The sequence below is a fragment of the Micromonospora sp. NRRL B-16802 genome, from assembly GCF_001279555.1.
GTDB lineage: Bacteria > Actinomycetota > Actinomycetes > Mycobacteriales > Micromonosporaceae > Micromonospora > Micromonospora profundi.
This window is the reverse complement of sequence record NZ_LGEB01000002.1, coordinates 82,507-105,684: the sequence shown is the minus strand read 5'-3', so window position 1 is coordinate 105,684 and position 23,178 is coordinate 82,507. Positions and strand designations below refer to the sequence as shown.

Here is a 23,178-nt window from a genome sequence, read left to right as displayed (position 1 = left end):
CGGTCGCTTCCTGATCAGAGAGCGTCGAGGCCGCGCTCGCCGGTACGCACCCGGACGACCTCCTCGACACCGGTGACCCAGACCTTGCCATCGCCGATCTTGCCCGTACGGGCCGCCCCGACGATCGCGTCCACGATCTTTTCCACGTCGATCTCGTCGGTGAGCACCTCGACCCGGATCTTGGGCAGGAACTCGACCGTGTACTCGGCACCCCGGTAGACCTCGGTGTGCCCCTTCTGCCGTCCGTACCCCTGCACCTCGCTGACGGTCAACCCGGCCACCCCGAGGGCGTGCAGAGCTTCCTTCACCGCGTCCAGTTGGTACGGCTTGATGACCGCGGTCACCAGCTTCATGTCCAACCCCTCCATCCCAGGAACGTTAACCGGCGACCTTCTCGCTGACCGGCGCGGAGGAGTCCGCTTCCGGCGTGGCACCGCTCGTCGCGCCGCCACCAGGGGTGCCGATGCCGGCCATCGCGAACGCGCTGCCCGTGCCGCCACCTGACGGGGACAGGTCGTAGCCGCTCTCGGCGTGCTCGGCGATGTCGATGCCGTCGACCTCGGCCTCACCCTTGACGCGGAAGCCGATCGTCTTCTCGATGGCGAAGGCCAACACCCAGGCGATGGCGAACGACCAGACGGTGACGATCAGACCGGCGAGGGCCTGCCGCCCGAGCTGGGTCACGCCGCCGCCGTAGAACAGGCCGTCGGAGGCACCCACCACGTCGCTGATCGCGGCGTTGACGGAGTTGGTGGCGAACAGGCCCAGCCAGAGCGAGCCGATCCAGCCGCCGACGAAGTGCACGCCGACCACGTCGAGGGAGTCGTCGTAGCCGAGCTTGTACTTGAGGCTGACGGCCACGGCGCACACGGCTCCGGCGACGAGGCCGAGCAGCACTGCCGCCCACGGTGCGATGAAGCCACAGGCCGGGGTGATGGCGACCAGGCCGGCCACAGCGCCGGAGGAGGCACCGACCATCGTCGGCTTGCGGTCCTTGATCCACTCGACAACGATCCAGCCGAGCACTGCCGCCGCCGTGGCGAGCTGGGTGTTGATGAAGGCGAGCGCGGCGACCGAGTCGACGGTCAGCTCCGAGCCGGCGTTGAACCCGAACCAGCCGAACCACAGCAGACCCGCGCCGAGCGCGACCAGCGGGATGTTGTGCGGCTTCATGCCCTCCCGCGGCCAGCCGAGCCGCTTGCCGAGCACCAGAGCCACGGCCAGGGCTGCCGCACCGGCGTTGATGTGCACGGCGGTGCCGCCGGCGAAGTCCAGCGCGTGGATGTCACCGCCGATGATGCCGCCGCCCCACACCCAGTGGGCGACGGGGAAGTAGACAAGGGTGGCCCAGCCGAAGGCGAACAGCAGCCAGCCGGCGAACTTGGCCCGGTCGGCGATGGCACCGCTGATCAGCGCGACGGTGATGACCGCGAAGACCATCTGGAAGGCCATGAACACGTAGAGCGGAACCCCGATGCCGCTGGGGTTCTCGGCCGTGGCACCCCACAGGTCGGTCTCGGCGAGGAAGGTCTTGGTGCCGAGGTACGCGCCCGGGTCGCCCCAGAAGCCGTTCACGTCGGTCCCGAAGGCGACGCTGAAACCGTAGAACCACCACAGAATAGAGATGAGCCCGATGGCGGAGAAGCTCATCATCATCATGTTGAGTACGCCCTTGGACCGGTTGAGGCCGCCGTAGAACAGCGCCAGTCCGGGGGTCATGAGCAGCACGAGCGCTGTCGAAACCAGCAGCCAAACGGTATTGGCGCCGTCGATCGTCGGTGCTTCAGGCACGCTGGCCTCCTAAAGGTGAAGTCCTCCTTCGCGGCTTTCCGGGGCAGCGTCGCCCGTTGGCCGGTTGCGCGGAAGCTTCGCGGCCGGCTGTTTCACGCAGGGTCCCGTGCGGGTTTCCGTTTGGTGACGGGTTGTTTCGTACGTGTCACGGAGTCTGCACAGTCGTCGGCATGGACGGTGGTGGATCGTCCGGACGGCGGATGTCGATGGCCGACCGGCGGTACCCATCGACCGACGCGCCCGCCGAGACCGGCCGGGCATCGACCGGCCGGCGCTCAGCGGGTGACGCTCAGCGGAGGGCGTTCTCCAGGGCGTGCCGCTCGTAGTCGAGCAGCCGCAGATCGCGCATCGGCCGGCGCAGGTGCCCCTTGTGCACGATCCGGACGAATGCCGGCTCACCGGCGGCGGCCATGCGGCGGATGCCCTCGACGTGGTCCACGATCCGCTTGCGGATGGTCCGGATCAGGCGATGCCGGTCACGGGGGATCAGCCCGTACGCGTCGGCGAACAGCCGCAGCCGACGCGGACGGTCCGGACGCTTCCAGCCCAGCGTGATCGAGTCCCGGTCCGCGAAGATCGGAACCCAGGTCCATGCCGCGTACGCCACGTCGTAGATCCGGGCGCCGGGCGAGGCGAGGTCGAAGTCGATGAGCCCGAGCGTGCCGTCCGGTCGCCAGATCACGTTGTGCGGCGCGGCGTCGTGGTGGCAGATCACCTCGGTGTCCGGTGGCGGGGGGCCGAACGAGCGCCAGACCGCACCCGGCGGCGGGGTGAAGCCGTACTGCGCGTCGTGGAACATCCGCAGCATCGTGGCGACAGTGACAAGCGCCTCGTCGGTGACCCAGTGCGGGGCCAGCGGATATTCTCCGCACTCCCCCTCCAGGTACGACAGCACCTCACGGTTGCGTTCGTCCATGCCGAGCGCCCGGGGTGCGCCGGTGAACCCGACGTACTCCAGGTGCCGCAGCAGGGCGTGCACGGACGGGGTCCACGGCCCGGCGTTGCGGCGGACCGTGTCCCCGACGCGGACAACGGTGCTCACGTTGCCGCCGTGCAGCGGGATCTCCTGCGAAGTCACGTACGGTCTCCCGAGGCGCTGCGAGGGGTGGCCGGGATCACGCCAGCCCGCGTACGCGCGATCGTCAGTGGTCACCCGAGACTACGCGTCCCGTCCGGCCGGCTCGGTCCCCAGCAAGGCGTCGACGAACTGCGCCGGGTCGAACGGGGCGAGATCGTCCTTGCCTTCGCCGAGCCCGACGAGCTTCACCGGGATGCCGAGCTTGCGCTGCACGGCGATCACGATGCCGCCCTTCGCGGTGCCGTCGAGCTTTGTCAGCACGACGCCTGTCACGTTTACCACCTCGGTGAAGACGCGCGCCTGTTCGAGGCCGTTCTGGCCGGTCGTGGCGTCCAGGATGAGCAGTGTCTCGTCGATCGGGCCCTGCTTCTCGACCACCCGCTTGACCTTGCCCAGCTCGTCCATCAGGCCGATCTTGTTCTGGAGGCGGCCGGCGGTGTCGATGAGCACGGTGTCCACGCCGGTGTCGATGCCACGACGGACGGCGTCGAAGGCGACGCTGGCCGGGTCGGCGGCCTCCGGGCCACGGACGGTCTCCGCGCCGACCCGCTCGCCCCAGGTCTGCAACTGGTCGGCGGCGGCGGCCCGGAAGGTGTCGGCGGCGCCGAGCAGCACGGTACGGCCGTCGGCGACCAGCACCCGGGCGATCTTGCCGCAGGTGGTGGTCTTGCCGGCGCCGTTGACGCCGACCACCAGCACGACCGCCGGCATGCCGTCCTTCGGGGCGGTGCGCAGCGACCGGTCCATGCTCGGGTCGAGGGCGTTCACCAGCTCGGCGGCGAGCAGCGCGCGCAGCTCACCGGCCGAGCGGGTGCCCAGCACGCGGGTGCGCTCGCGCAGACTGTCGACGATGTCACGGGTCGCGTCGACGCCGACGTCGGCGGTGATCAGGCTGTCCTCGATCTCCTCCCAGACGTCCTCGTCTAGGTGGTCGCGGGCGAGCAACCCGAGCAGGCCCTTGCCGAAGACGTTCTGCGAGCGGGACAGCCGGGAGCGGAGCCGGACCAGCCGACCGGCGGTCGGCTCGGGCACCTCGACGGTGGGCGCGGGCGCCTCGATCACCGGCGGTGGCTCGACCAGGACGCCGGTGGACAGATCGGACTCCGGTGCCTCGACCGGCGGGCCGGCGAGATCCTCCTCGGCGCGTGTGTCGACCTCGGTGCGCGGCAGCGGTGGCTCGGGCCTCCGGCGCAACCGGGGCACGACCAGCCCGACTGTGCCGGCGATCAGCACACCGAGCAGGACCAGAGCGAGGACGAGATATTCGGCCATGCCGGAATCCTGTCAGATGCCGGCGGCGGCGTCCCAGCCACCGCACCCGGCCGCTTCCACGAACCGGCGGTAGGCTCGGCCGCATGCCCGCCGCACACCTCCTGATCGGCCCTCTGCTGCGGCGCGTGGTGGACACCCGGGCGACGGTCTGGGTGGAGACGGCGGCGCCCGCCGTGGTCACCGTCCGCACCGCCGACGGCGCCACCGGCACCGCTGCCACCTTCTCGGCGTACGACCACCACTACGCGCTCGTGGTGGTGGAGGGCCTCACCCCGGACAGCACGACGACGTACGAGGTGCTTGTCGACGGCGAGGTGGTCTGGCCGGTGCCGAGCAGCGGCTTCCCGCCGAGCGTGATCCGCACCCGGGCCGCCGACGACAGGGATCAGCCGGTCAATCTGATCTTCGGCTCGTGTCGGGAGACCACCCAGCACTCCACCACCCGCAAGCTGCCGCCGGACGCGCTCGACGCGTACGCCCGGCGTTTGATGGCCGACCCGGAGTCGAACGCGCTGCCGGACCTGCTGGTGCTGCTCGGCGACCAGGTCTACGCCGATGTGACCTCGCCGACTGTGCGCCGGCTGCTGCGTCGCCGCCGGCGTCGTCCGAAGGGCGCTCCGGCGGACCAGGTGGTGAGCTTCGACGAGTACACGAAGCTCTATCTGGAGTCCTGGCGCGATCCGGAGATCCGCTGGCTGCTGTCCACCGTGCCGAGCGTGATGATCTTCGACGATCACGAGATCATCGACGACTGGAACACGTCCGCGTCGTGGCGGGCGGAGGTGCGCGAGCAACCGTGGTGGGCCGAGCGGATCGGCAGTGGGCTCGCCTCCTACTGGGTCTACCAGCACCTGGGCAACCTCTCCCCCGACGAGATCGCCGCCGACCCGGTCTTCGCCAAGGTGTCGGCCGCCGAGGACGCCACTGGCGTGCTCCGCGAGTTCGGTGCCCGGGTCGACAAGGAATCCGACGTGGCGCACGACACCGAGCGCTGGCGCGCTGTGCAGTACCAGTGGAGCTACGCGCTCGACCTGGGCCGGACCCGGCTGGTCATGCTGGACAACAGGTGCAGCCGGGTGCTCGAGCCGGGCAACCGGGCGATGCTGCCGCCCGGTGAGTGGTCGTGGTTCCTCGACCAGGCGCACGGCGTCTACGACCACCTGGTGGTCGGCAGTTCGCTGCCGTGGCTGCTGCCGCAGGGCATCCACCACATCGAGTCGTGGAACGAGAAGCTCGCCGACTCGCGCCGCCCCTGGGTGGCACGCGGGGCGGAGAAGCTGCGCCGGGCGCTCGACCTGGAGCACTGGGCTGCTTTCCGGCGCTCCTTCGAGGCGCTCGCGGAGACGTTCGCCCGGATCGGCACCGGCACGCCGAGGCAGTCCGGGGCACGGGTCGGTGCCGGCCCGGCGTACGCCCCACCGGCGTCGATAAGCGTGCTCTCCGGGGACGTGCACCACTCGTACGTGGCTCGGGCGCGGTTCGCCGACCCATCGGTGATCACTCCGGTGCACCAGCTCACCTGCTCGCCCATCCACAACCAGGTGCCCGCCGGGATCCGCCCGTTGATGCGGCTGGGCTGGTCGTCCGGCCCGGCGGGGGCGACACGGGCGCTGGCCCGCTCGGCTGGCGTCCGTCGCCCGGGGGTGCGCTGGCGCAAGCTGGCCGGTCCGTACTTCGGTAACGCCGTCGGCACCCTGACCCATCAGGGTCGCCGGGCCGACGTCGTCATCGAGGGCACCACGGGCGAGGGGCACCTACGTCGGGTGATGAACCGGCGGCTCTCCGGCGACCGCTGATCCGGCCCCGCCGTAGTCTCTAGCCCGTGGACGAGCACCTTCCGGAGCCGATCCGGGCAGTCGAGCACGAGTTGACAGCCCTGCTGCGTCGAGGTCGGGCAGTCTCCTGGGAGATCGCCCGGGAGGTGCACCCGAACCTCGAACCGAACACGTACGGGCTGCTGCTCTGGCTGCGGCGCAGTGGGTCGATCCGGTTGACCGAGCTGGCGGCGCGACTCGGCGTGGGAAAGGGCACGCTGAGTCGGCAGATCAACGGGCTGGAGGCGCTGGGTCTGGTCCACCGCGACCCCGACCCGAGTGATCGGCGGGCCGCGCAGATCAGGTTCACCGAGGAGGGTCGGCGCCGGTTCGACGCCGCCCGGGCGGCCCGCGTGGGCGAGTTCCTGCGCACCCTTGACGACTGGCCGGCCCGGGACGTCGAGGAGTTCGCCCGCCTGCTCGGCAGGTTCAACGACTCCTGGAAATGACCCGCGCGGCGGGGAATGACGCCCACGTCCGCCAAGTTGTTGCTTGAGGCAACCAAAGCACCCGGTTGCTTCAGGCAACCCTCCGAGGCGGGCGAGCCCCGGTGACCCCCCACACCGCATGGAGGCAACAACGATGAGCCAGGCGACAGCGCCAACCCGGGCGCCCGGCGTCGTCGACATGACCCACCGGCAGATCCTGGAGGCTCTCTCCGGCCTGCTGCTGGGCATGTTCGTCGCGATTCTCTCCTCGACGGTGGTGTCGAACGCGCTGCCGCGGATCATCACCGAACTACGCGGCGGCCAGTCCGCGTACACCTGGGTGGTCACCTCCGCCCTGCTGGCAACCACCGCAACAACCCCCATCTGGGGCAAACTGGCCGATCTGGTCAGCAAGAAGACACTCGTCCAGTTGTCGCTGGTGATCTACGTCCTCGGCTCGGTGCTCGCCGGAGCGGCGCAGGGCACCGGCGAACTGATCGCGTGCCGGGTGTTGCAGGGCATCGGCGCCGGCGGCCTCACGGCCCTGGCCCAGGTGATCATGGCCACCATGATCGCGCCGCGTGAGCGTGGCCGCTACAGCGGCTACCTCGGTGCGGTGATGGCGGTCGGCACCATCGGCGGCCCGCTCATCGGTGGCGTGATCGTCGACACCTCGTGGCTCGGCTGGCGCTGGTGCTTCTACGTCGGCGTGCCGTTCGCCATCGCCGCGCTCGTCGTCCTCCAGAAGACGCTGCGCCTGCCTGTGGTCAAGCGCAAGGCCCAGATCGACTGGTGGGGCGCCACGCTCATCACGGCGGCCGTCTCGGTGCTGCTGGTCTGGGTCTCGCTCGCCGGCAACCAGTTCGCCTGGGCCTCCGGGCAGAGCGTCGTCATGGTGCTCGGCGCCCTGGTGCTCGCCGCGCTGGCGATCCGGGTGGAGACCCGGGCCGCCGAGCCGATGATCCCGCCACGGCTGTTCCGCAACCGCACCATCGTCCTGGCCGTCGTCGCCAGCATCGCCGTCGGCGTGGGCATGTTCGGCGCCTCGGTCTTCCTCGGCCAGTACTTCCAGATCAGCCGCGGCCAGAGCCCGACCATGTCCGGCCTCATGACGCTGCCCATGATCCTCGGCCTGCTTGTCTCCTCGACGCTGAGCGGTCGGATCATCACCCGCACCGGACGCTGGAAGCGGTTCCTGGTGCTCGGCACGGCACTGCTCACCGCCGGATTCGCGCTGATGGGCACGCTGCGGGCCGACACCAGCTTCACCCTGCTCTCGGTCTACATGGCGTTGATCGGCATCGGCCTGGGCATGACCATGCAGAACCTGGTCCTCGCCGTGCAGAACACAGTCGACCCACGCGAACTCGGCGCGGCCAGCTCGGTGGTGGCGTTCTTCCGCAGCCTCGGCGGCGCGATCGGCGTCTCCGCGCTCGGCGCGGTGCTCGCCCACAAGGTCAAGGACTACACGGCAGCCGGCCTGTCGCAGCTCGGCATCCCCGCGTCCAGTTCCGGCAGCGGCGGGAGCCTGCCCGACGTGCACACCCTGCCCGGCCCGATCCGGCTCGTGGTGGAGAGCGCGTACGGCCACGGAGCCGGCGACATCTTCCTGGCCGCCGCCCCCTTCGCGCTTATCGCGCTGATCGCGGTGATCTTCATCAAGGAGGTGCCGCTGCGGCAGCACAACAGCGCACCGACGACAGGCGACGTCGAGCGGGAGCCGGCCGTGGAGGCAGCAGCATGAGCGTCGGAGCACCGGACCGCGAGGAATTCGGCCCCCGGACCCGTCCGCTGCCGTTCGAGCGGGGCACCGACGGCCCCCGGGTCGTCCTGGTCGGCGTGGACGGCACCCGCACCTCCGAGCGGGCTGGCGCCTACGCCGCCGGTCTCGCCCGCCGGCAGGGCGCCGCCCTCGTGGTGGTCTTCGTCAGCTCGTCGAGCGGGCTGACCGCCCTCGTGCCCGGGATGGACGCCGCCGCGGTCCAGCGCACCCACGACGAGCTGGCCGACGAACTGCGTCGCGAATGCCGGCGCGGAGCCGACGAGTGGAAGCTGCCGGTGACCTTCCTGTGCCGGCGCGGCGACGCCTACGCCGAGCTGTGCGCGGCGGCCGACGAGTGCCAGGCCGACATGGTCGTGGTGGGCGCGTCCGAGCAGGCCGGTCACCGGCTTGTCGGCTCGGTCGCGACCCGCCTCGTCCGCACCGGGCGCTGGCCGGTCGTCGTGGTGCCCTGAAAAGCCGTCGCTTTTGTCGTACCCGGACCACAGGATGTCCGGATGACATGGAGAGCACCCGAGATCGACCGCACACATGAGCCGCTCGTCGCTGACGAGCGCACCATGCTCGAAGGTTGGCTCGACTATCACCGCGAGACCCTGCTGCAGAAGTGCGCCGGGCTGACCGCCGAGCAGTTGCGCACGGCGAGCGTCGAGCCGTCCGGCCTGAGCCTGCTCGGGCTGGTCCTGCACATGACCGACGTGGAGCGGTCCTGGTTCCGCCAGCGCTTCGCGGGCGAGGTCCTACCCGACCTGTTCGACTACGACACCGACAACGACGCCGACTTCCACGCCGCCGCCGACGCCGACCCGGAGGCGGCCTTCGCCACCTTCCGGGCCGAGGTCGAGGCCGCCCGGGCCGCGACCGCGGGACGATCCCTGGACGAGACGTTCACGCTGACCCGCAGCGACGGAGACCGCACCTTCAGCCTGCGCTGGGTCTACGTGCACATGATCGAGGAGTACGCCCGGCACAACGGGCACGCCGACCTGATCCGCGAGCGGATCGACGGCGTCACCGGCGACTGACGGCAGGCTCAGTAGTCCAGGGCCGCCCGCAGGTAGCGCAGATCCGCGTGCCCGCCCCAGCGGTGCGCCGACAGCCCGGCCGCGCGGGCGCCCCGGATCGCCCAGTCCTCGTCGTCGACGAACAGGACCCGGGCCGGCGGGGTCCGGACCGCCACGCACGCCGCCTGGAAATACTCCGGCGCGGGTTTGTGCACACCGAGGGTCGAGGAGTTGACCACCACGTCCACCTCGTCGGCGAGGTCGAGCGCGGCGAGGTCGGCGTCGAGCAGGTCTGTGGCGTTGGTGGCCAGACCGACCCGGATCCCCGCGGCGCGCACCTCCCGGACGAAGTCGAGCACCTCGGTGTCCACCTCGCCCCGGTAGCGCTGCCACTGCTCCACCGCCGCCCGAGCCCGGTCCGGGCCACCGGCCGGCTCGACGAGCGCGTCGGCCACGCTGCTCATCCAGTCGGCGTGGCTGACCTGCCCGGTGAGCACCGGCCGGAGCCGACCCCACTGCATCGCGATCTCGCTGAGCACACCGTCGGCCAGGCCGTACTCTCGCTCCACCTCGGCGGCGACCGCCGGATCCCACCGCCGCAGGACGCCATCCAGATCCAGCAGGAGCGCCGTCGCGCGTTCCCGAGCCACTACCCGTTCTCCTCGCCGCGGCTGTGCCGCTGGTCGTCCTCATCGGCCCTGTTGAGCCGTTGACTGATCACCTGGGTGACCCCGCTGCGCATCGTCACGCCGTAGAGCGCGTCGGCGATCTCCATCGTCCGCTTCTGGTGGGTGATGACGATGAGCTGGCTCTTCTCCCGCAACTGTGCCAGCAAGGTGATCAACCGGCCCAGGTTGACGTCGTCCAGGGCCGCCTCGACCTCGTCCATGATGTAGAACGGGCTGGGCCGGGCGCGGAAGATCGCCACCAGCATGGCCACCGCGGTCAGCGACCGCTCGCCACCGGAGAGCAGCGACAACCGCTTGATCTTCTTGCCCGGCGGGCGGGCCTCCACCTCGACACCCGTAGTGAGCAGATCGTCCGGGTCGGTGAGGATCAACCGGCCCTCGCCGCCGGGGAAGAGCACCGTGAACACCTGCTCGAACTCCCGCGCCGTGTCGGCGAACGCGCTGGCGAAGACCTCAAGGATCCGCTCGTCCACGTCCTTGACCACCGTGAGCAGGTCCCGCCGGGTGGCCTTGAGGTCCTCCAACTGCTCGGAGAGGAACTTGAAGCGCTCCTCCAGCGCGGCGAACTCCTCCAGGGCCAGCGGGTTGACCTTGCCCAGCAGGGCCAGCTCCCGCTCCGCCTTGGCGGCCCGCTTCTCCTGCACGGGCCGCTCGTAGCGGACCGGCTCGGGCACCGGCAGGCCGTCGCGTTCGGCTGTCGCGACGTCGACAGGGGTCGGTGGGACGGGCTGGTTCGGCCCGTACTCGGCGACGAGGGTCTCCACGTCCAGCCCGAAGTCCTCGGCCGCCTTCGCCTCCAACTGCTCGATGCGCAGTCGCTGCTCGGCGCGGGCCACCTCGTCGCGGTGCACCTGGCTGGTCAGCCGCTCCAGTTCCGCGGCCAGTCGCTTGGCTGCCCCGCGTACCTCCTGGAGTTCCGCCTCGCGGGCGGCCCGTTCCCGGGCCACCTCGTCGCGGTGCTCCTCGGCCGTCGCGATCGAGGTGGTGAGCCGGGTGAGCGCCTCCCGGGCGCCAGCCGCGACGGCCCGGGCGATGCCCGCGCCCCGGGTGCGCGCGGCCCGCCGGGCTGCGGCGCGCTCCCGGGCGGCGCGCTCCGCGGTGGCCTGCCGGGCCAGCGAGTCGGCCCGGCCGGCGATCGAGGAGACCCGCTCCTCGGCGGTACGCACCGCGAGCCGGACCTCCATCTCGTTCTGCCGGGCCTGCGGCACCATGGCGGCGAGTTGGTCCCGTTCCTCGGTGGAGGGTTCGGCGTCGACAGGGGTCTCCTCGGCCAGGCGCAGCCGCTCCTCCAGCTCGGCGAGCGCGGCAAGGTCCCGCTGTCGGGCCGCCTCGGCGCGCGCCCGGGATTCACCGAGCCGGTCGGTCTCCGCCTTCGCCGAGCGCGCCGCCGCACCCAGCTCGGCCAGCCGGCGGGCGGCGGCGTTGCGGTGGCTCTCCGCCTCGCGCTTCTCGGCGGCGGCGTGCTGCACTGCCTCCTTGGCGGCGGTCACCTCGGCGCGCGCCTCGACGAGCTGCTCGCGCAGCTCGGCGCCGGAGCGTTCGGCGGCGAGCCGGTTGGTACGCGCCTCCTCGACGGCCGCCTGCACCTCGATGTAGCTGGGCGCCTTGGCCGACCCACCGGCCGCCGCGTACGCCCCGACCACATCGCCGTCGGGGGTGACCGCACGCAGCTCGGGGTTGCCGGCGACCAGCTCGGCAGCGGCGGCGAGGTCGTCGACGAGCGCCACGTCGCGCAGCGCCCGGTGCACGGCGGGGCGCAGCTCGGCGCCGCACTCGACGAGGTCGGGTGCCCAGCGGGCACCGTCGGGCAGCTTCGGGCGCAGCGCGTCGGCGGAGCCGGTCATGCCGGGCCCCGCCGGACTGCCGACGAGCAGGCCCGCCCGGCCGGCGTCGGAGATCTTCAGCAGGCGCATCGCCTCGACGGCCTCGTCCACGCCGCTGATGGCTACCGCGTCGGCGAGCCCGCCGAGCGCGGCGGCAAGCGCCGCCTCGTGCCCCGGCGCGACGGTGAGCAGCCCGGCGAGGCTGCCGAGCAGGCCCGGCACGTCCCCGGCACGGGCCAGCAGCGCGCCGGCGCCGTCCTTGCGCCGCAGACCGAGTGCCAGCGCCTCCTCCCGGGCCTTCCAGGTGGCGGCGTCCTTCTCGGCGGCCCGCTCGGCGTCGGCGAGCGACCGTACGGTGGCCTGCGCCCGCTCCTGCACGGCGACGGCCTCGGCGTGCCGGGCGTCCAGGTCGGCGTTGTCCCGGTCCGCCTCGGTGGACTGCGCGGCCACCGCGTCCAGGTCGGCCTGTGCCTGCTCGGCGCGGCCCAGCGCGTCGGCGTGCGCCACGGCGAGCCGTTCGATCTCCTCACCGGCGCTCGTGGTGCGGGCGCGGGCCGAGTTGACCTGGCCGGTGAGCCGGGCCATGCCCTCGCGCCGGTCGGCGATGGCCTTGGCGGCGACGACAAGCTCCCGCTCGGCGGCGGCGAGCTGCCGTTCCAGCTCCTGACGGTGCTCGACGGCCTCGGCCAGCCGGACCTGGTCGTCGGTCAGTGCCGCGCGCAGCTCCTCCTCCTGCTCGCGGACCCGCTCCGACTCGGCCTCCAGCTGGTCGGGGTCGCGGCCCGGGCGCTCGTCGTCGCCGGTGGCGCTGAGGTGCCGCAGCCGCTCCCGGGCCAGCTGTTCGATCGAGCGGAAGCGTTCCTGGAGGGCGGACAGCTTGTACCAGGTGTCCTGGGCGGCGGCGAGCAGCGGAGCGTCCTCGGCCAGCGCGGCCTCCAACTCGCCGAGCCGGCCCTGCACCTCGGTGTGCTCGCCCTCGATCTGCTCGCGCCGCTCCCGTAGCGCGGTCTCGTCGGCGATCTCCCGGTCGAGGGTGGTCCGCAGGGTGGCGAGGTCGTCGGCGAGCAGCCGGAGCCGGGCGTCGCGCAGGTTGGCCTGGATGGCGGCGGCTCGGCGGGCCACCTCCGCCTGGCGGCCCAGCGGCTTGAGCTGGCGGCGCAGCTCGGCGGTGAGGTCGGTCAGGCGGTTGAGGTTCACCTGCATGGCGTCGAGCTTGCGCAGCGCCTTTTCCTTGCGCTTGCGGTGCTTGAGGACGCCTGCCGCCTCCTCGATGAACGCGCGGCGGTCCTCCGGCTTGGCGTGCAGCATGCCGTCGAGCCGGCCCTGACCGACGATGATGTGCATCTCCCGGCCGATACCGGAGTCCGACAGCAGCTCCTGGATGTCGAGCAGCCGGCAGGAGTTGCCGTTGATCTCGTACTCGCTCTCGCCGGAGCGGAACATCCGGCGGGTGATCGAGACCTCGGTGTACTCGATGGGCAACGCGCCGTCGGTGTTGTCGATGGTGAGGGTGACCTCGGCGCGGCCCAGCGGCGCGCGACCGGCGGTGCCGGCGAAGATCACGTCCTCCATCTTGCCGCCGCGCAGCGCCTTGGCGCCCTGCTCGCCGAGCACCCAGGCGATGGCGTCGACGACGTTGGACTTGCCGGAGCCGTTCGGGCCCACCACGCAGGTGATTCCGGGCTCCAGCTTCAACGTCGTGGCGGAGGCGAAGGACTTGAAGCCCCGCACCGTCAGACTCTTGAGATACACCTTCTCGATCCTCGTCCGGTGGCCGCCGTACCGTCGCCGGCTGCGGGGACCTGGGTGAACCCGCAGACTAACCCGGTGGCGGGAGCCGTCGGGCACGCGACCCGCCCCGGGTCGTGCCGGCAGTCGGCCGGACCGCCTCTGCGGCTGTGACCGGAAAGACAAAGCGCATTCATGATCAGCCTGCTGGTACGCGTATTTCCGGAAACCGTCCGGGTGGGTGGCGCGGCACCGAATACAAGATCACGAATCATCGGCCGAGGAAAAGGAGCCGGACAGCGTTGCGCGCCGGCACGGAGGTGTCGGCGCGCATTTTTGCGGTGGTGCGATTCAGTTTTCCGACCCGGAGATCAGGTCAGCGCCGGCTCGGCGAGACGAAGCAGATCATCCGCTTCCGCCGCTGCCGCCGCGAGCCGATCATTGTCGGCACGCAGACGCGTGATCTCGAACTCCAGTGCCTGAACCCTGGCACGCAGTCGGGTGACCTCGTCGAGCAGACGCCGGTCGGGCGCTGCACCTACGTGGCCGTAGAGGGCCTTCGCCATGCTGACTCCTTGATATGCGCTGCCGGAAAGGCCGGCCAACGCGCGCCCATTTGTACGCGGCTGCCATTCCAGGTGTATCTGGGCATGACCGGGCGCGACTGGCGACACCTATATATTGAGCCGCTAACCCCTCGTTCGTCAAGTTCTCGCAGGCCGTAGATCATCTCCACGTCGACCTGTCCACTTGTCGGGGGGCTGCCACAAGGCACGGACACGCTCTGTCCGGACACCTTTACTGTACGCCCGGATTCCCGGAAGTCCGCCCCTCGGCGTCCCACTTCCCCTTAACTCTTCCTTAGCCACGTTGCCGCAGCTCGTGGGCGAGTCGTAGCGTCACCCCGGCCAACAACCGACCCCGTGGAGGCATGGCGTGCACGGCTGGACCGACCCGATGGACCCGAACGGCGCACCCCGGCGCGCCGAGCGGCCGACCGACGAGCCGGACTGGCTGAGAGATCGACCGGAGCCCCGTTCGGCCTACCTGTTCGGCGACGACCCCGACCAACCCGGCGACGGGTGGCACCACACGGAGCCCACCTCCCGGTGGCAGCCGGCACCCATGGATGAGCCCACCGACGCGGAGGCCACTGGCGGCTGGGCGGCACCGACCAGCGCCATGCCCATTGACGCGGAGACCAGCGGCGCTTGGCGGGCCGGCACCGGCGACGAGGGCCGGCCCGGCGAGGGCCGACACCGCTCGCCGCGGCGCTGGCGTCGCCCCCTGCTGATCGGCGGCGCCGCCGCGGCCGCCACGCTCGTGGTGAGCTTCGGTGTGGGCGCACTCGCCCTGCCCGGCGGGGACCGGTCGACAGTTGAGCCGACCGCTGTCGACGACACCGCCGCCGCCGCGCCCGCCGAGCAAGCCGAGCAACCGGCCGGCGACACCTTGATCGCACCCTCCCCCACCGCCACGCCCAGCACGGCACAGCCGACCCCGACGCCGAGCAAGGTCGTCAAGCCCACCCCGGCGCCGTCGCGCTCCACCGCCGCGTCACGGCGTACCGCACCCCGCAGCACCGCGCCGAGCAGCTCCGGCGGCTCCGGCGGCACCGCTGGCACGGTGAGCGCCCAGGCTCGCGAGGTGGTGGACCTGGTGAACGCCGAGCGGGCCAAGGCCGGCTGCAAGGCGCTGAGCATCGACGACAAGCTGATGACCGCCGCGCAGCGGCACAGCCAGGACCAGGCCGACCACAAGAACATGTCGCACACCGGCAGCGACGGCAGCAACCCCGGCGTCCGGCTCGACCGGGTCGGCTACGCCTGGCGCACCTACGGCGAGAACGTGGCCTGGAACCAGCAGACGCCGGCCAGCGTGATGAGCGCCTGGATGAACAGCACCGGCCACCGGAAGAACATCCTGAACTGCGCGTTCACCGAGATCGGCGTCGGCATCGCCAGTAGCAACGGCCCGTACTGGACGCAGGTCTTCGCGGCGCCGCGCTGACCGCGCGTCGTCCGCGCCCCCGCGCTCGTTTGACCCGGTGAGGTACGTCGGGCCGGAGCGCGGGGCGGCGTACCGGCCGGCGGCGACGGGCCGCCCAGGACCCGGGAGCTGCCGATGCGGATCCGGCCGCGGCGACGAACCGCCGTACGCCCGCTGCGTCGGATCGTGTCGGCAGGCGTCGCGCTCGTCCTGGTGCTACCGGTGTACGGGTGCCGGGCCGAGCTGACCCCGCCCGGCGCGCCCACCCCGTGGCCGGCCGGGCAGGCCCGCCACTGGCAGTGGCAGTGGCAGCTCAGCGGCCCGCTCGACCCGACAGTGGACGCGGACGTCTTCCTGCTCGACCCGGTGGCCACCACCGCCGCGCAGACCGCCGAGCTGCGCTCGCGCGACCGCCGGCTGATCTGCCAGGTGTACGTCGGCTCGGTGCGCTCGACCGACCCGGACGCCAGCCGGTTTCCCGCCACCGTGCAGGGCTCGGCCGCACGCCGACCCGGCAGCCGGTGGCTGGACGTACGGGGATGGGACGCTCTGGAGCCGGTGCTGGCCGACCGGTTCCGGCTCTGCCGGGGCAAGGGCTTCGGCGCTGTGGCGTTCGCCGACGCCGACGGGTACGAGCACCGCACCGGCTTTCCCCTCGGCTTCGACGACCAGCTGCTGTTCAACCGTCGGCTGGCGCAGCTGGCCCGGTCGCTTGACCTCTCACCCGGGCTGGTCAACGCCGTGCCGCAGCTCGCGGCGCTGGCCCCCGACTTCGATTTTGCGGTGAACGAGGAGTGCGTACGGCTGGACCAGTGCGCCAAGCTGCTGCCGTTCGCCGATGCGGGCAAGCCTGTCTTCCACGTCGAATACACGGGCTCGACCGACGACTTCTGCGTCACCACTGTCGGCTACGGCTTCGCGTCGATACGCAAGGAACGGGCGTTGGACGCCTGGCGGGAGGCGTGCGCGCTGCCCTGACACGGTCGGCCGGGCCACAGTCGTGGCCCGGCCTAACTCGCGCCTGGGTCAGGGCACCGCCACCAGCTCCGGCGCGGCTGCCGGCGGATCGGCGTCGGCGGGGGCCGGCTTCGGACGCGGGCGCAGGAAGCGCGGCGCCCACCAGTTGGCGTCGCCGAGCATGGTCATCAGCGCCGGCAGCACCACGGCCCGGATGATCGTGGCGTCCAGAAGGATCGCCGCCGCCAGGCCGATACCGAGTTGCTTCATGTCGATGGTGCTCAACGTGGCGAAGATCGAGAACACGCCGACCATCACGATCGCCGCGCTTGTCACCACCCCCGCCGACGAGGTGATGCCGTACGAGACGGCGTCCCTGGTGGACATCCCCGCCAGGACTCCTTCACGAATCCGGCTGACCACGAACACGTGGTAGTCCATCGAGAGTCCGAAGAGCACCACGAAGAGGAACAGCGGCAGCCAGGACACGATCGCGCCCATCGAGGTGAAACCGAGCAGCCCTTCGGCCCACTCACCCTGGAACACCAGCACGACGAGCCCGTACGCGGCGCCGGCGGAGAGCAGGTTCAGCAGGATCGAGCTTGCCGCCACCACCACCGACCGGAAGGTGAACACCATGACGAGGAAGGTGAGCACCAGCACGAACCCGATCACCAGCGGCAGCTTGCTCTTGATGTGCTGCGCGTAGTCCTCGCTGTCGGCAACGCTCCCGCCCACCGCGTACTCAATCCCGGGGATGCCCCGCAGCTCGGCCGGGACAAGGTCGTCGCGCAGCTTCTCCAACGACTGCACCGACCGGTCGTCCCTGCTGGCGTACGGGGTGGCGACGTCCAGCACCGACACCCGCCGGTCGGCCGACACCTCGATCTTCGGGCCGTCCGCCTCGGCGGGAGCGAACAGCGGGTCACCGGCGGCACGGCCGGCGAGGCCGGCGAGCGCGGCGTGGACCCGGTCGGCCTGCTCGGCAGGCGCGCGTACCGCCACCACATGGTTGGTGCCGGTGCTCGGGAAGGCCGCGGTGAGTCTGTCGTACGCCTGCATCGCCGGCGTGGTGCGCGGCAGGTCCTCCATGCCGGGGAACTTCAGCTTCATGCCGAGCGCGGGTGCGGCAAGCGCGAGCAGCAGACCGACCGAGATGACAAGGGTCGCGACCGGAGCACGCAGGGCGGGCCGGAGCACCGCCGGCCAGAGTCGAGGTGCGCGGGGTGCGCCGTTGCGGTCGGCGCGCGGCGCGGTCAGGCGCCAGAGCAGCGGCACCCGGGGCCGGTCGACCCAGCGGCCGAGCCTGGCCAGCAGGGCCGGCAGTACGGTCAGCGAGCCGGTCACCGCGACGGCGACCACAAGGATCGAGCCGACGGCCAGGGACGAGAAGACCACGTCGCCGGCGAGCAGCAGCCCGGCCATCGAGATGATCACCGCGAAGCCGGAGACCACAACGGCGTGCCCGGAGGTCTCCGCGGCGATCTCGACAGCGTCCAGGCCGGAGCGGCCCTTGGCCCGCTCCTCGCGTTCCCGGCGGATGTAGAACAGCGAGTAGTCGACACCGACAGCCATGCCGATCAGCAGGATCACCGGCGCGGTGGTGTCGGTGGCGGGCACCAGGTGCGAGGCGAGGGTGGAGAGACCCATCGCGGCGGCGACCGAGGAGAGCGCCAACAGCACCGGCACGCTGGCGGCGATCAACGCGCCGAACGCGATGATCAGGATGGCCAGTGTGACCGGCAGGCTGAGCAGCTCGGCGCGCTTGAAGTCCTTGCCCAGGGTGTCGTCGAGGGCCTGGTTGATCGACGGGCCGCCGACCTGCTCGACGCGGAGCCCCGGATGCGCGCCCTGCACTGTCGCTGTCGCGTCGCGCAGCGGCTGCACCCGGTCCGACGCGGTACCCGGATCACCGGACATGGTGATCGGCAGCAACACCGCCGACGCGTCCCGCGCGGTGACCGGTTGGCCGACGCCTGCGACCCCGGGGACGGTACGCAGCCGGGCCGCCGCGTCGTCGGCCGCCGTCTTCGCCGCCACCAGGTCCAGGGACCCGTCCCGGGCGGTGATCAGTACGTTCTCCACGGCCGGGTCGTCGAAGGCTCCGGAGTCGACGATCACGCCGGCCCGCCCCGCCTCGCCGATCGCCTGGTCGTTGTTTGTCGCCTCGTTGAGGCCGACGGCGTTGCCACCCACGAAACACACCGCCACGAACACGGCCCACAGCGCGATCGCCCGCCACGGATGCTCGGCGCTCCACCGCGCCATCCGCACCGTCACCGGTCTTGCGCCCATCTCAGGTCCCCCTGTCACGTCAGCCCCCTGTCAACGGTGCTGACGCTAGAGACGGGACGAGACCATCACATCGGGGATCGGCCGGGCCTGCCCCGGAGTCCGTCCACCATGGGTGGCGGGCCACCGGGCCGGTGTCAACCCCCGACCCGGTCACCGATTCCGGGGACGATCCGGGGTGCCGGGCGCGACCCGCCGACGCCGACCCGGATGCCGCTCCGGGTCATCCCCGAAGGGAGCCCCTGGGCCGGGGCTGACAACGCGGGCAGCTGTACGAGGAGCGGTTCATGAACGCCTCACGGCGGATGGGCGTGCCACACCGCCGGCACGGCTCGCCCTCACGGCCGTACACGTTCAGCTCCCTGTCGAAGTAACCGCTCTCGCCGTTGACGTTGACGTAGAGGGCGTCGAAGCTGGTGCCGCCCTCCTTGATCGCCTCACCCAGCACGTCACGGACGTGCCCGAGCAGGCGCTGCGCGGCCGGCCCGGTCAGCGCGTCGGTGGGGCGGACGCCGTGCAGTCGGGCACGCCAGAGCGCCTCGTCGGCGTAGATGTTGCCCACCCCGGAGATCAGCGTCTGGTCGAGCAGGGCGCGCTTCACCTCGGTCCGTCGGCGGCGCAGCGAGGCGACGAACTCCGTGTCGGAGAACTCCGGGTCCATCGGGTCGCGGGCGATGTGCGCGATCTCCGCGGGCAGCTCGGCGCCACCTTCACTCACCGAGAGCCCACCGAACGTGCGCTGGTCGACGAAGCGCAGCTCCGGCCCGTCGTCGGCGAACCGGAACCGGACCCGCAGGTGGGTCTCGTCCGGAGTGCCGGGCTGCTGGAGCAGCAACTGCCCGGACATGCCGAGGTGCCCGATCACCGCGTCGCCGCTGTCCAGCGGAAGCCACAGGTACTTGCCGCGGCGGCGGACGTCCAGCACGGTCCGGTCGGCGAGCACGTCGGCGAAGTGCGCCCCACCCGGGACGTGCCGCCGGACGGCGCGCGGGTGTCGGACCTCGACCGAGGCGATCCGCCGACCGATCACCCACTGGGCGAGCCCCTGCCGTACGGTCTCGACCTCGGGCAGCTCAGGCACGGCGTACACCAGTCTCGTGGCCGTCGGCACCCCCGGCCGGCATGGACTGCGCCAGGTGGTCGGCCTGCTCGCTCTGGGCTGCCCGCTCGGCGCGCTCCAACGGCCCGAACGACTCGTCCCCGTCGGTCAGGTCACTGCCGTCGCCCGGCTGGTCCCGGTGGTCGGTGCTGGCCCGCCCGTTCTGGCCGCTCTGGCTGGTCTGGCCTTCGTCGTCGGGGCCGTTCTGCTCGGCGAGCGTCCGCCAGGCCGCCTCGGCGGCCCGCTGCTCGGCCTCCTTCTTGCTGCGTCCCTCGGCGCCGCCGTAGCGGTTGCCGGCCACCACGACCCAGGCGGTGAACGTCTTCAGGTGGTCCGGGCCGGTGCCCTCGATCCGGTACTCCGGAACGCCGAGCCCCAACGCCGCGGTCAACTCCTGGAGGCTGGTCTTCCAGTCCAGGGCGGCACCCCGGCCAGCCGACTCGGCCATCAGCGGGTCGAAGAGCCTGTGGATCACGATCCCGGCGGTGTCCAGCCCGTACTGGAGGTAGATCGCGCCGAGCAGCGCCTCAAGCGTGTCGGCGAGGATGCTCGCCTTGTCCCGCCCACCGGTGGTCTCCTCACCCTTGCCGAGCAGCAGGTACGCGCCGAGGCCGTCCGGCCCCAGACCACGCGCCACGTCGGCGAGCGCCCGCATGTTGACCACGCTGGCCCGCAGCTTGGCCAACTGGCCCTCGGGCAGATCGGGATGGTTGTGGAACAGCGCCGTGGTGATCACGACGCCGAGCACCGAGTCGCCGAGGAACTCCAGCCGTTCGTTTGTCGGCAGGCCACCGTTCTCGTACGCGTACGAGCGGTGGGTCAGCGCCCGTTCCAGCAGGTCCGGCTCGATGCTGACGCCGAACGCGGCTTCCAGGTGACCGACGGACGCCCGCCGCCGCTTGTCGTTGCTCATGATGTACGTACCTCGGTGTCGGTGGAGCGGTCTGAGCGGTCGGCCACGGCGTCGCCGTCGAGCAACGCGGAAACCAGGTCGATGGCGCGTCTCCGCCACAGGTGAGCGGCGAGGGCGATGCCGGAGGCGACGTCGTCGGCGCCGGCGGAGCCGTGGCAGACGACCACCGTTCCGGCGACGCCCAGCAGAGCGGCGGCACGGGGTGCGCCGCCGCCGACGGGCGGGCCGCCGGCCATCGCGTACGCGCCCTCGATCGCCTTGAGCAGCACGTTACCGGTGAAGCCGTCGGTGACCACCACATCGGCGCGCGCGCCGAGCGTCACGTCGTACCCCTCGACCAGGCCGACGTAGTGCGCGCCGCCGGGCAGCGGCTCGACGGAGAGCAGGGGGTCGGTGGCGCGGCGTACCCGGTCGCCCTTGCCGGCCTCGGTGCCGACCGAGAGCAGGCCGACCCGGGGCGCGGCGACCGAGTGGGCGACCGCGGCGTACGCGGCGCCGAGAACGGCGTGCCGGGCGAGGGTGGCCGGGCGGGGCTCCAGCGTGCCGCCGACGTCGAGCAGCACTACCGGCCCGGCTACCGCGGGCAGCGTGGCGACCAGGGCGGGTTGGCGGATCTCGGGCCAGCGACCCAGGCCGAGCACGGCGGCGGTGACAGTGGCGCCGGTGGCTCCGGCGGAGACCAGCGCGTCGGCGGTGCCGTCGCGGACGGCGGTGACGACGGCCCGGACGGTGCTCTCCGCGCGGGCGGCGCTGGGATGGTCGGCCATGCCGACGGAATCGCGGACCGGCCGCACGGTGATCCGGGCCCGCTGGGCCGGGCCGAGGGCAGCGATCAGCTCGTCGGCGACCTCGGTCGGGCCGACGAGCAGCAGGTGCAGGTCCGGGTCGGCGCGCATGGCACGCAGAGCGCCGTCAACCACGACGGCGGGAGCGTCGTCCCCGCCGAGGAGGTCAACGGCGATCCGCGCGGTGCCCCGCTCCGCCGGAACACCGGCCGGGTTGGGCCGGCCGGTGTCGGAGGGAGCCGGGGCACCGGGCGAATGCCAGGGTGCGCGCGCCGCCCGACCTGGGGTCGGGGGCGTCACTCGGCGTCCAGGTCAGACCTCGAGAACCTGGCGGCCGTTGTAGGTGCCGCAGACGGAGCAGGCGGCGTGCGGCAGCTTCGGGGACTTGCACTGCGGGCACGCGACGGTCGCTACCACGGTCGCCTTCCAGTTCGCCCGGCGGGACCGGGTGTTGCTGCGCGACATCTTGCGCTTGGGGACGGCCACGGTTCTTACTCCTCTGTACGGGTCAGTTGCGACAGGCCCGCCCAACGCGGGTCGATCTGCTGGTGACTGTGGTCGGCCGGCAGATCGTCCCAGTGCGCCCCACATTCGGGGCACAGTCCTGGGCAGTCCTCCCGGCAGCGCGGGTTGGTCGGCAGCGTGAGCACCAACGCGTCCCGCAGCGCCGGCTCCAGGTCGATCAGATCGCCCTGCATCCGGCCCACCTCGTCCTCGTCGGTCGTGGCGTCCGTGGTGCTGTTCTCGTACGCGTACAGCTCCTGGATCGTCACGGCCATCGAGTTGTTGATTTCGCGCAGGCAACGCCCGCACTCGCCCCGGACGGGACCGGTGATGGTCCCGGAGACGAGCACACCTTCGGACACCGACTGCAACCTCAGATCGAGGGTGAGGTCTGCGCCCTCCGGCACGCCGATCAACTCCACACCGAGGTCCGCCGGTGCCGGCACGTCCCGCTGGACCTCACGCAACGCGCCAGGGCGGCGCGGCAGGTCCCTCGTGTCGAGGACCAGCGGCGACCTGGGGTCGAGTGTCGATGGCGAGCGCTTGGGCATAGTCAGACTCCGGCCGGTGAGAGGCCGACAAAAAAGGTTACCTGGGCGACCGCCGGACCGTCGAACCGGGGGCGACGCCCGCCTTGAGTGTCGGCTGGTGAGGTGCCGCTCAGAAGGGTAGCGGGCGTTCCGCCTCATCCCCACCGAAGGTGCCGATCTCCCGCAGCGCGTGCATCTTGTCGCGACCACGCTCTATCGAGGCGAGCGCCCGGGTGAGGAACTGCTCGAAGTTGGCAAGCGCCGTGTCGACGTAGTCGTCGACCTCCTCGCGCAGGCGCTGCGCCTCGGCCCGGGCTTCGGAGATGATCCGCGCCCCCTCGTGCTCGGCCGACACGGTGATCTCATTCACCGAGACCAGGCGGGCGTGTTCTGCCTCACCCTCGCTGATGATCCGGTCCGCCTCGCGCTTGCCCGCTTCCATGATCTTGTCGCGCTCGTCGAGGAGCGCGGCGGCGCGGCGCAGGTCGGCGGGCAGTTCGGCACGCATCTCATCGAGAGCGGCGATCATCTCGCCCCGGTCGACCATGCAGTTGTTGCGCGACATCGGGACGGAGCGGGCCTGCTCCACCATGGCGATCAGTTCGTCGATGCGATCGAGCGGGTCCACCGGTACCTCACTCCTGTCGTTCGTCGGCCGACCTCCATGATGCGGGCTACGGCCGGTTCCCCGCTCCACCAATC

At 71.6% G+C, this 23,178-nt stretch carries 21 protein-coding genes; 7 read left to right on the top strand and 14 right to left on the bottom strand.

Going from position 1 to position 23,178, the window contains the following annotated elements:
* Positions 1 to 14 precede the first annotated feature (14 nt).
* From ADK66_RS03635 to ftsY, 4 genes are all read right to left on the bottom strand, one after another.
* On the bottom strand, positions 15 to 353 hold the full coding sequence (locus tag ADK66_RS03635; RefSeq protein ID WP_007456507.1) for a P-II family nitrogen regulator: 339 nt from the start codon (positions 351 to 353) through the stop codon (positions 15 to 17).
* Between the two features lie 25 nt (positions 354 to 378).
* Positions 379 to 1,791, bottom strand: a complete 1,413-nt coding sequence (locus ADK66_RS03630; protein ID WP_053652441.1) for an ammonium transporter — start codon at positions 1,789 to 1,791, stop codon at positions 379 to 381.
* A gap of 289 nt (positions 1,792 to 2,080) precedes the next feature.
* The gene (locus tag ADK66_RS03625) at positions 2,081 to 2,944 is read right to left on the bottom strand and encodes an aminoglycoside phosphotransferase family protein (protein ID WP_192580334.1); all 864 of its coding nucleotides are present in this window, start codon (positions 2,942 to 2,944) and stop codon (positions 2,081 to 2,083) included.
* A gap of 6 nt (positions 2,945 to 2,950) precedes the next feature.
* Complete coding sequence (gene ftsY, locus ADK66_RS03620; RefSeq protein WP_053652440.1) at positions 2,951 to 4,141, bottom strand: signal recognition particle-docking protein FtsY; 1,191 nt, start codon at positions 4,139 to 4,141, stop codon at positions 2,951 to 2,953.
* Positions 4,142 to 4,224: 83 nt separating this feature from the next.
* Between ftsY and ADK66_RS03615 the strand changes: the two genes are divergently transcribed.
* The 5 genes from ADK66_RS03615 (at position 4,225) to ADK66_RS03595 (ending at position 9,188) form a co-directional block, all read left to right on the top strand.
* Entirely contained in the window at positions 4,225 to 5,937 is a 1,713-nt protein-coding gene (locus ADK66_RS03615; protein ID WP_053652439.1) for an alkaline phosphatase D family protein, read from the top strand.
* Positions 5,938 to 5,963: 26 nt separating this feature from the next.
* Positions 5,964 to 6,404 (top strand): MarR family winged helix-turn-helix transcriptional regulator, encoded by a 441-nt coding sequence (locus ADK66_RS03610; protein ID WP_053652438.1) that lies wholly within the window; start codon positions 5,964 to 5,966, stop codon positions 6,402 to 6,404.
* Between the two features lie 133 nt (positions 6,405 to 6,537).
* Positions 6,538 to 8,127 (top strand): MDR family MFS transporter, encoded by a 1,590-nt coding sequence (locus ADK66_RS03605; RefSeq protein ID WP_053652437.1) that lies wholly within the window; start codon positions 6,538 to 6,540, stop codon positions 8,125 to 8,127.
* Positions 8,124 to 8,618, top strand: a complete 495-nt coding sequence (locus ADK66_RS03600) for a universal stress protein (RefSeq protein WP_053652436.1) — start codon at positions 8,124 to 8,126, stop codon at positions 8,616 to 8,618. Before ADK66_RS03605 ends, ADK66_RS03600 begins: the two co-directional genes overlap by 4 nt.
* A gap of 42 nt (positions 8,619 to 8,660) precedes the next feature.
* On the top strand, positions 8,661 to 9,188 hold the full coding sequence (locus ADK66_RS03595) for a DinB family protein (protein WP_053652435.1): 528 nt from the start codon (positions 8,661 to 8,663) through the stop codon (positions 9,186 to 9,188).
* A gap of 8 nt (positions 9,189 to 9,196) precedes the next feature.
* Here the strand turns inward: ADK66_RS03595 and ADK66_RS03590 are convergent, their stop codons facing one another.
* From ADK66_RS03590 to ADK66_RS03580, 3 genes are all read right to left on the bottom strand, one after another.
* Positions 9,197 to 9,817: an HAD-IA family hydrolase gene (locus ADK66_RS03590; protein WP_053652434.1), complete on the bottom strand. Its 621-nt coding sequence runs from the start codon at positions 9,815 to 9,817 to the stop codon at positions 9,197 to 9,199.
* A complete protein-coding gene (gene smc, locus ADK66_RS03585) occupies positions 9,817 to 13,431 on the bottom strand; it encodes a chromosome segregation protein SMC (RefSeq protein WP_053652433.1) in 3,615 nt (1,204 codons plus the stop codon). The genes ADK66_RS03590 and smc overlap by 1 nt, the downstream gene beginning before the upstream one ends.
* A 347-nt stretch (positions 13,432 to 13,778) precedes the next feature.
* Positions 13,779 to 13,973 (bottom strand): hypothetical protein, encoded by a 195-nt coding sequence (locus tag ADK66_RS03580; protein WP_007456482.1) that lies wholly within the window; start codon positions 13,971 to 13,973, stop codon positions 13,779 to 13,781.
* Positions 13,974 to 14,343: 370 nt separating this feature from the next.
* Here ADK66_RS03580 and ADK66_RS03575 point away from each other — a divergent pair, with 370 nt between their 5' ends.
* Together ADK66_RS03575 and ADK66_RS03570 are read left to right on the top strand one after the other, a co-directional pair.
* On the top strand, positions 14,344 to 15,417 hold the full coding sequence (locus tag ADK66_RS03575) for a CAP domain-containing protein (protein WP_082377174.1): 1,074 nt from the start codon (positions 14,344 to 14,346) through the stop codon (positions 15,415 to 15,417).
* A gap of 114 nt (positions 15,418 to 15,531) precedes the next feature.
* Positions 15,532 to 16,374 carry an endo alpha-1,4 polygalactosaminidase gene (locus ADK66_RS03570; RefSeq protein ID WP_053652432.1) on the top strand — a complete coding sequence of 281 codons (843 nt, stop codon included), beginning with the start codon at positions 15,532 to 15,534 and terminating at the stop codon, positions 16,372 to 16,374.
* Positions 16,375 to 16,422: 48 nt separating this feature from the next.
* On the opposite strand, the gene ADK66_RS03565 is transcribed toward ADK66_RS03570, so the two are convergent.
* From ADK66_RS03565 to ADK66_RS03535, 7 genes are all read right to left on the bottom strand, one after another.
* A complete protein-coding gene (locus ADK66_RS03565) occupies positions 16,423 to 18,648 on the bottom strand; it encodes an MMPL family transporter (RefSeq protein WP_053652431.1) in 2,226 nt (741 codons plus the stop codon).
* A 220-nt stretch (positions 18,649 to 18,868) separates the two neighbouring features.
* The gene (gene mutM / locus ADK66_RS03560) at positions 18,869 to 19,726 is read right to left on the bottom strand and encodes a bifunctional DNA-formamidopyrimidine glycosylase/DNA-(apurinic or apyrimidinic site) lyase (protein ID WP_053652533.1); all 858 of its coding nucleotides are present in this window, start codon (positions 19,724 to 19,726) and stop codon (positions 18,869 to 18,871) included.
* Positions 19,719 to 20,657: a ribonuclease III gene (rnc, locus tag ADK66_RS03555; RefSeq protein WP_231639885.1), complete on the bottom strand. Its 939-nt coding sequence runs from the start codon at positions 20,655 to 20,657 to the stop codon at positions 19,719 to 19,721. The genes mutM and rnc overlap by 8 nt, the downstream gene beginning before the upstream one ends.
* Positions 20,654 to 21,619 (bottom strand): fatty acid synthesis plsX protein, encoded by a 966-nt coding sequence (locus ADK66_RS03550; RefSeq protein WP_053652532.1) that lies wholly within the window; start codon positions 21,617 to 21,619, stop codon positions 20,654 to 20,656. The genes rnc and ADK66_RS03550 overlap by 4 nt, the downstream gene beginning before the upstream one ends.
* Positions 21,620 to 21,754: 135 nt before the next feature.
* Positions 21,755 to 21,928: a 50S ribosomal protein L32 gene (gene rpmF, locus ADK66_RS03545; protein ID WP_030335284.1), complete on the bottom strand. Its 174-nt coding sequence runs from the start codon at positions 21,926 to 21,928 to the stop codon at positions 21,755 to 21,757.
* Positions 21,929 to 21,933: 5 nt separating this feature from the next.
* Entirely contained in the window at positions 21,934 to 22,497 is a 564-nt protein-coding gene (locus ADK66_RS03540; RefSeq protein WP_053652430.1) for a DUF177 domain-containing protein, read from the bottom strand.
* Between the two features lie 109 nt (positions 22,498 to 22,606).
* The gene (locus ADK66_RS03535) at positions 22,607 to 23,104 is read right to left on the bottom strand and encodes a hypothetical protein (protein ID WP_053652429.1); all 498 of its coding nucleotides are present in this window, start codon (positions 23,102 to 23,104) and stop codon (positions 22,607 to 22,609) included.
* Between the last annotated feature and the right edge of the window lie 74 nt (positions 23,105 to 23,178).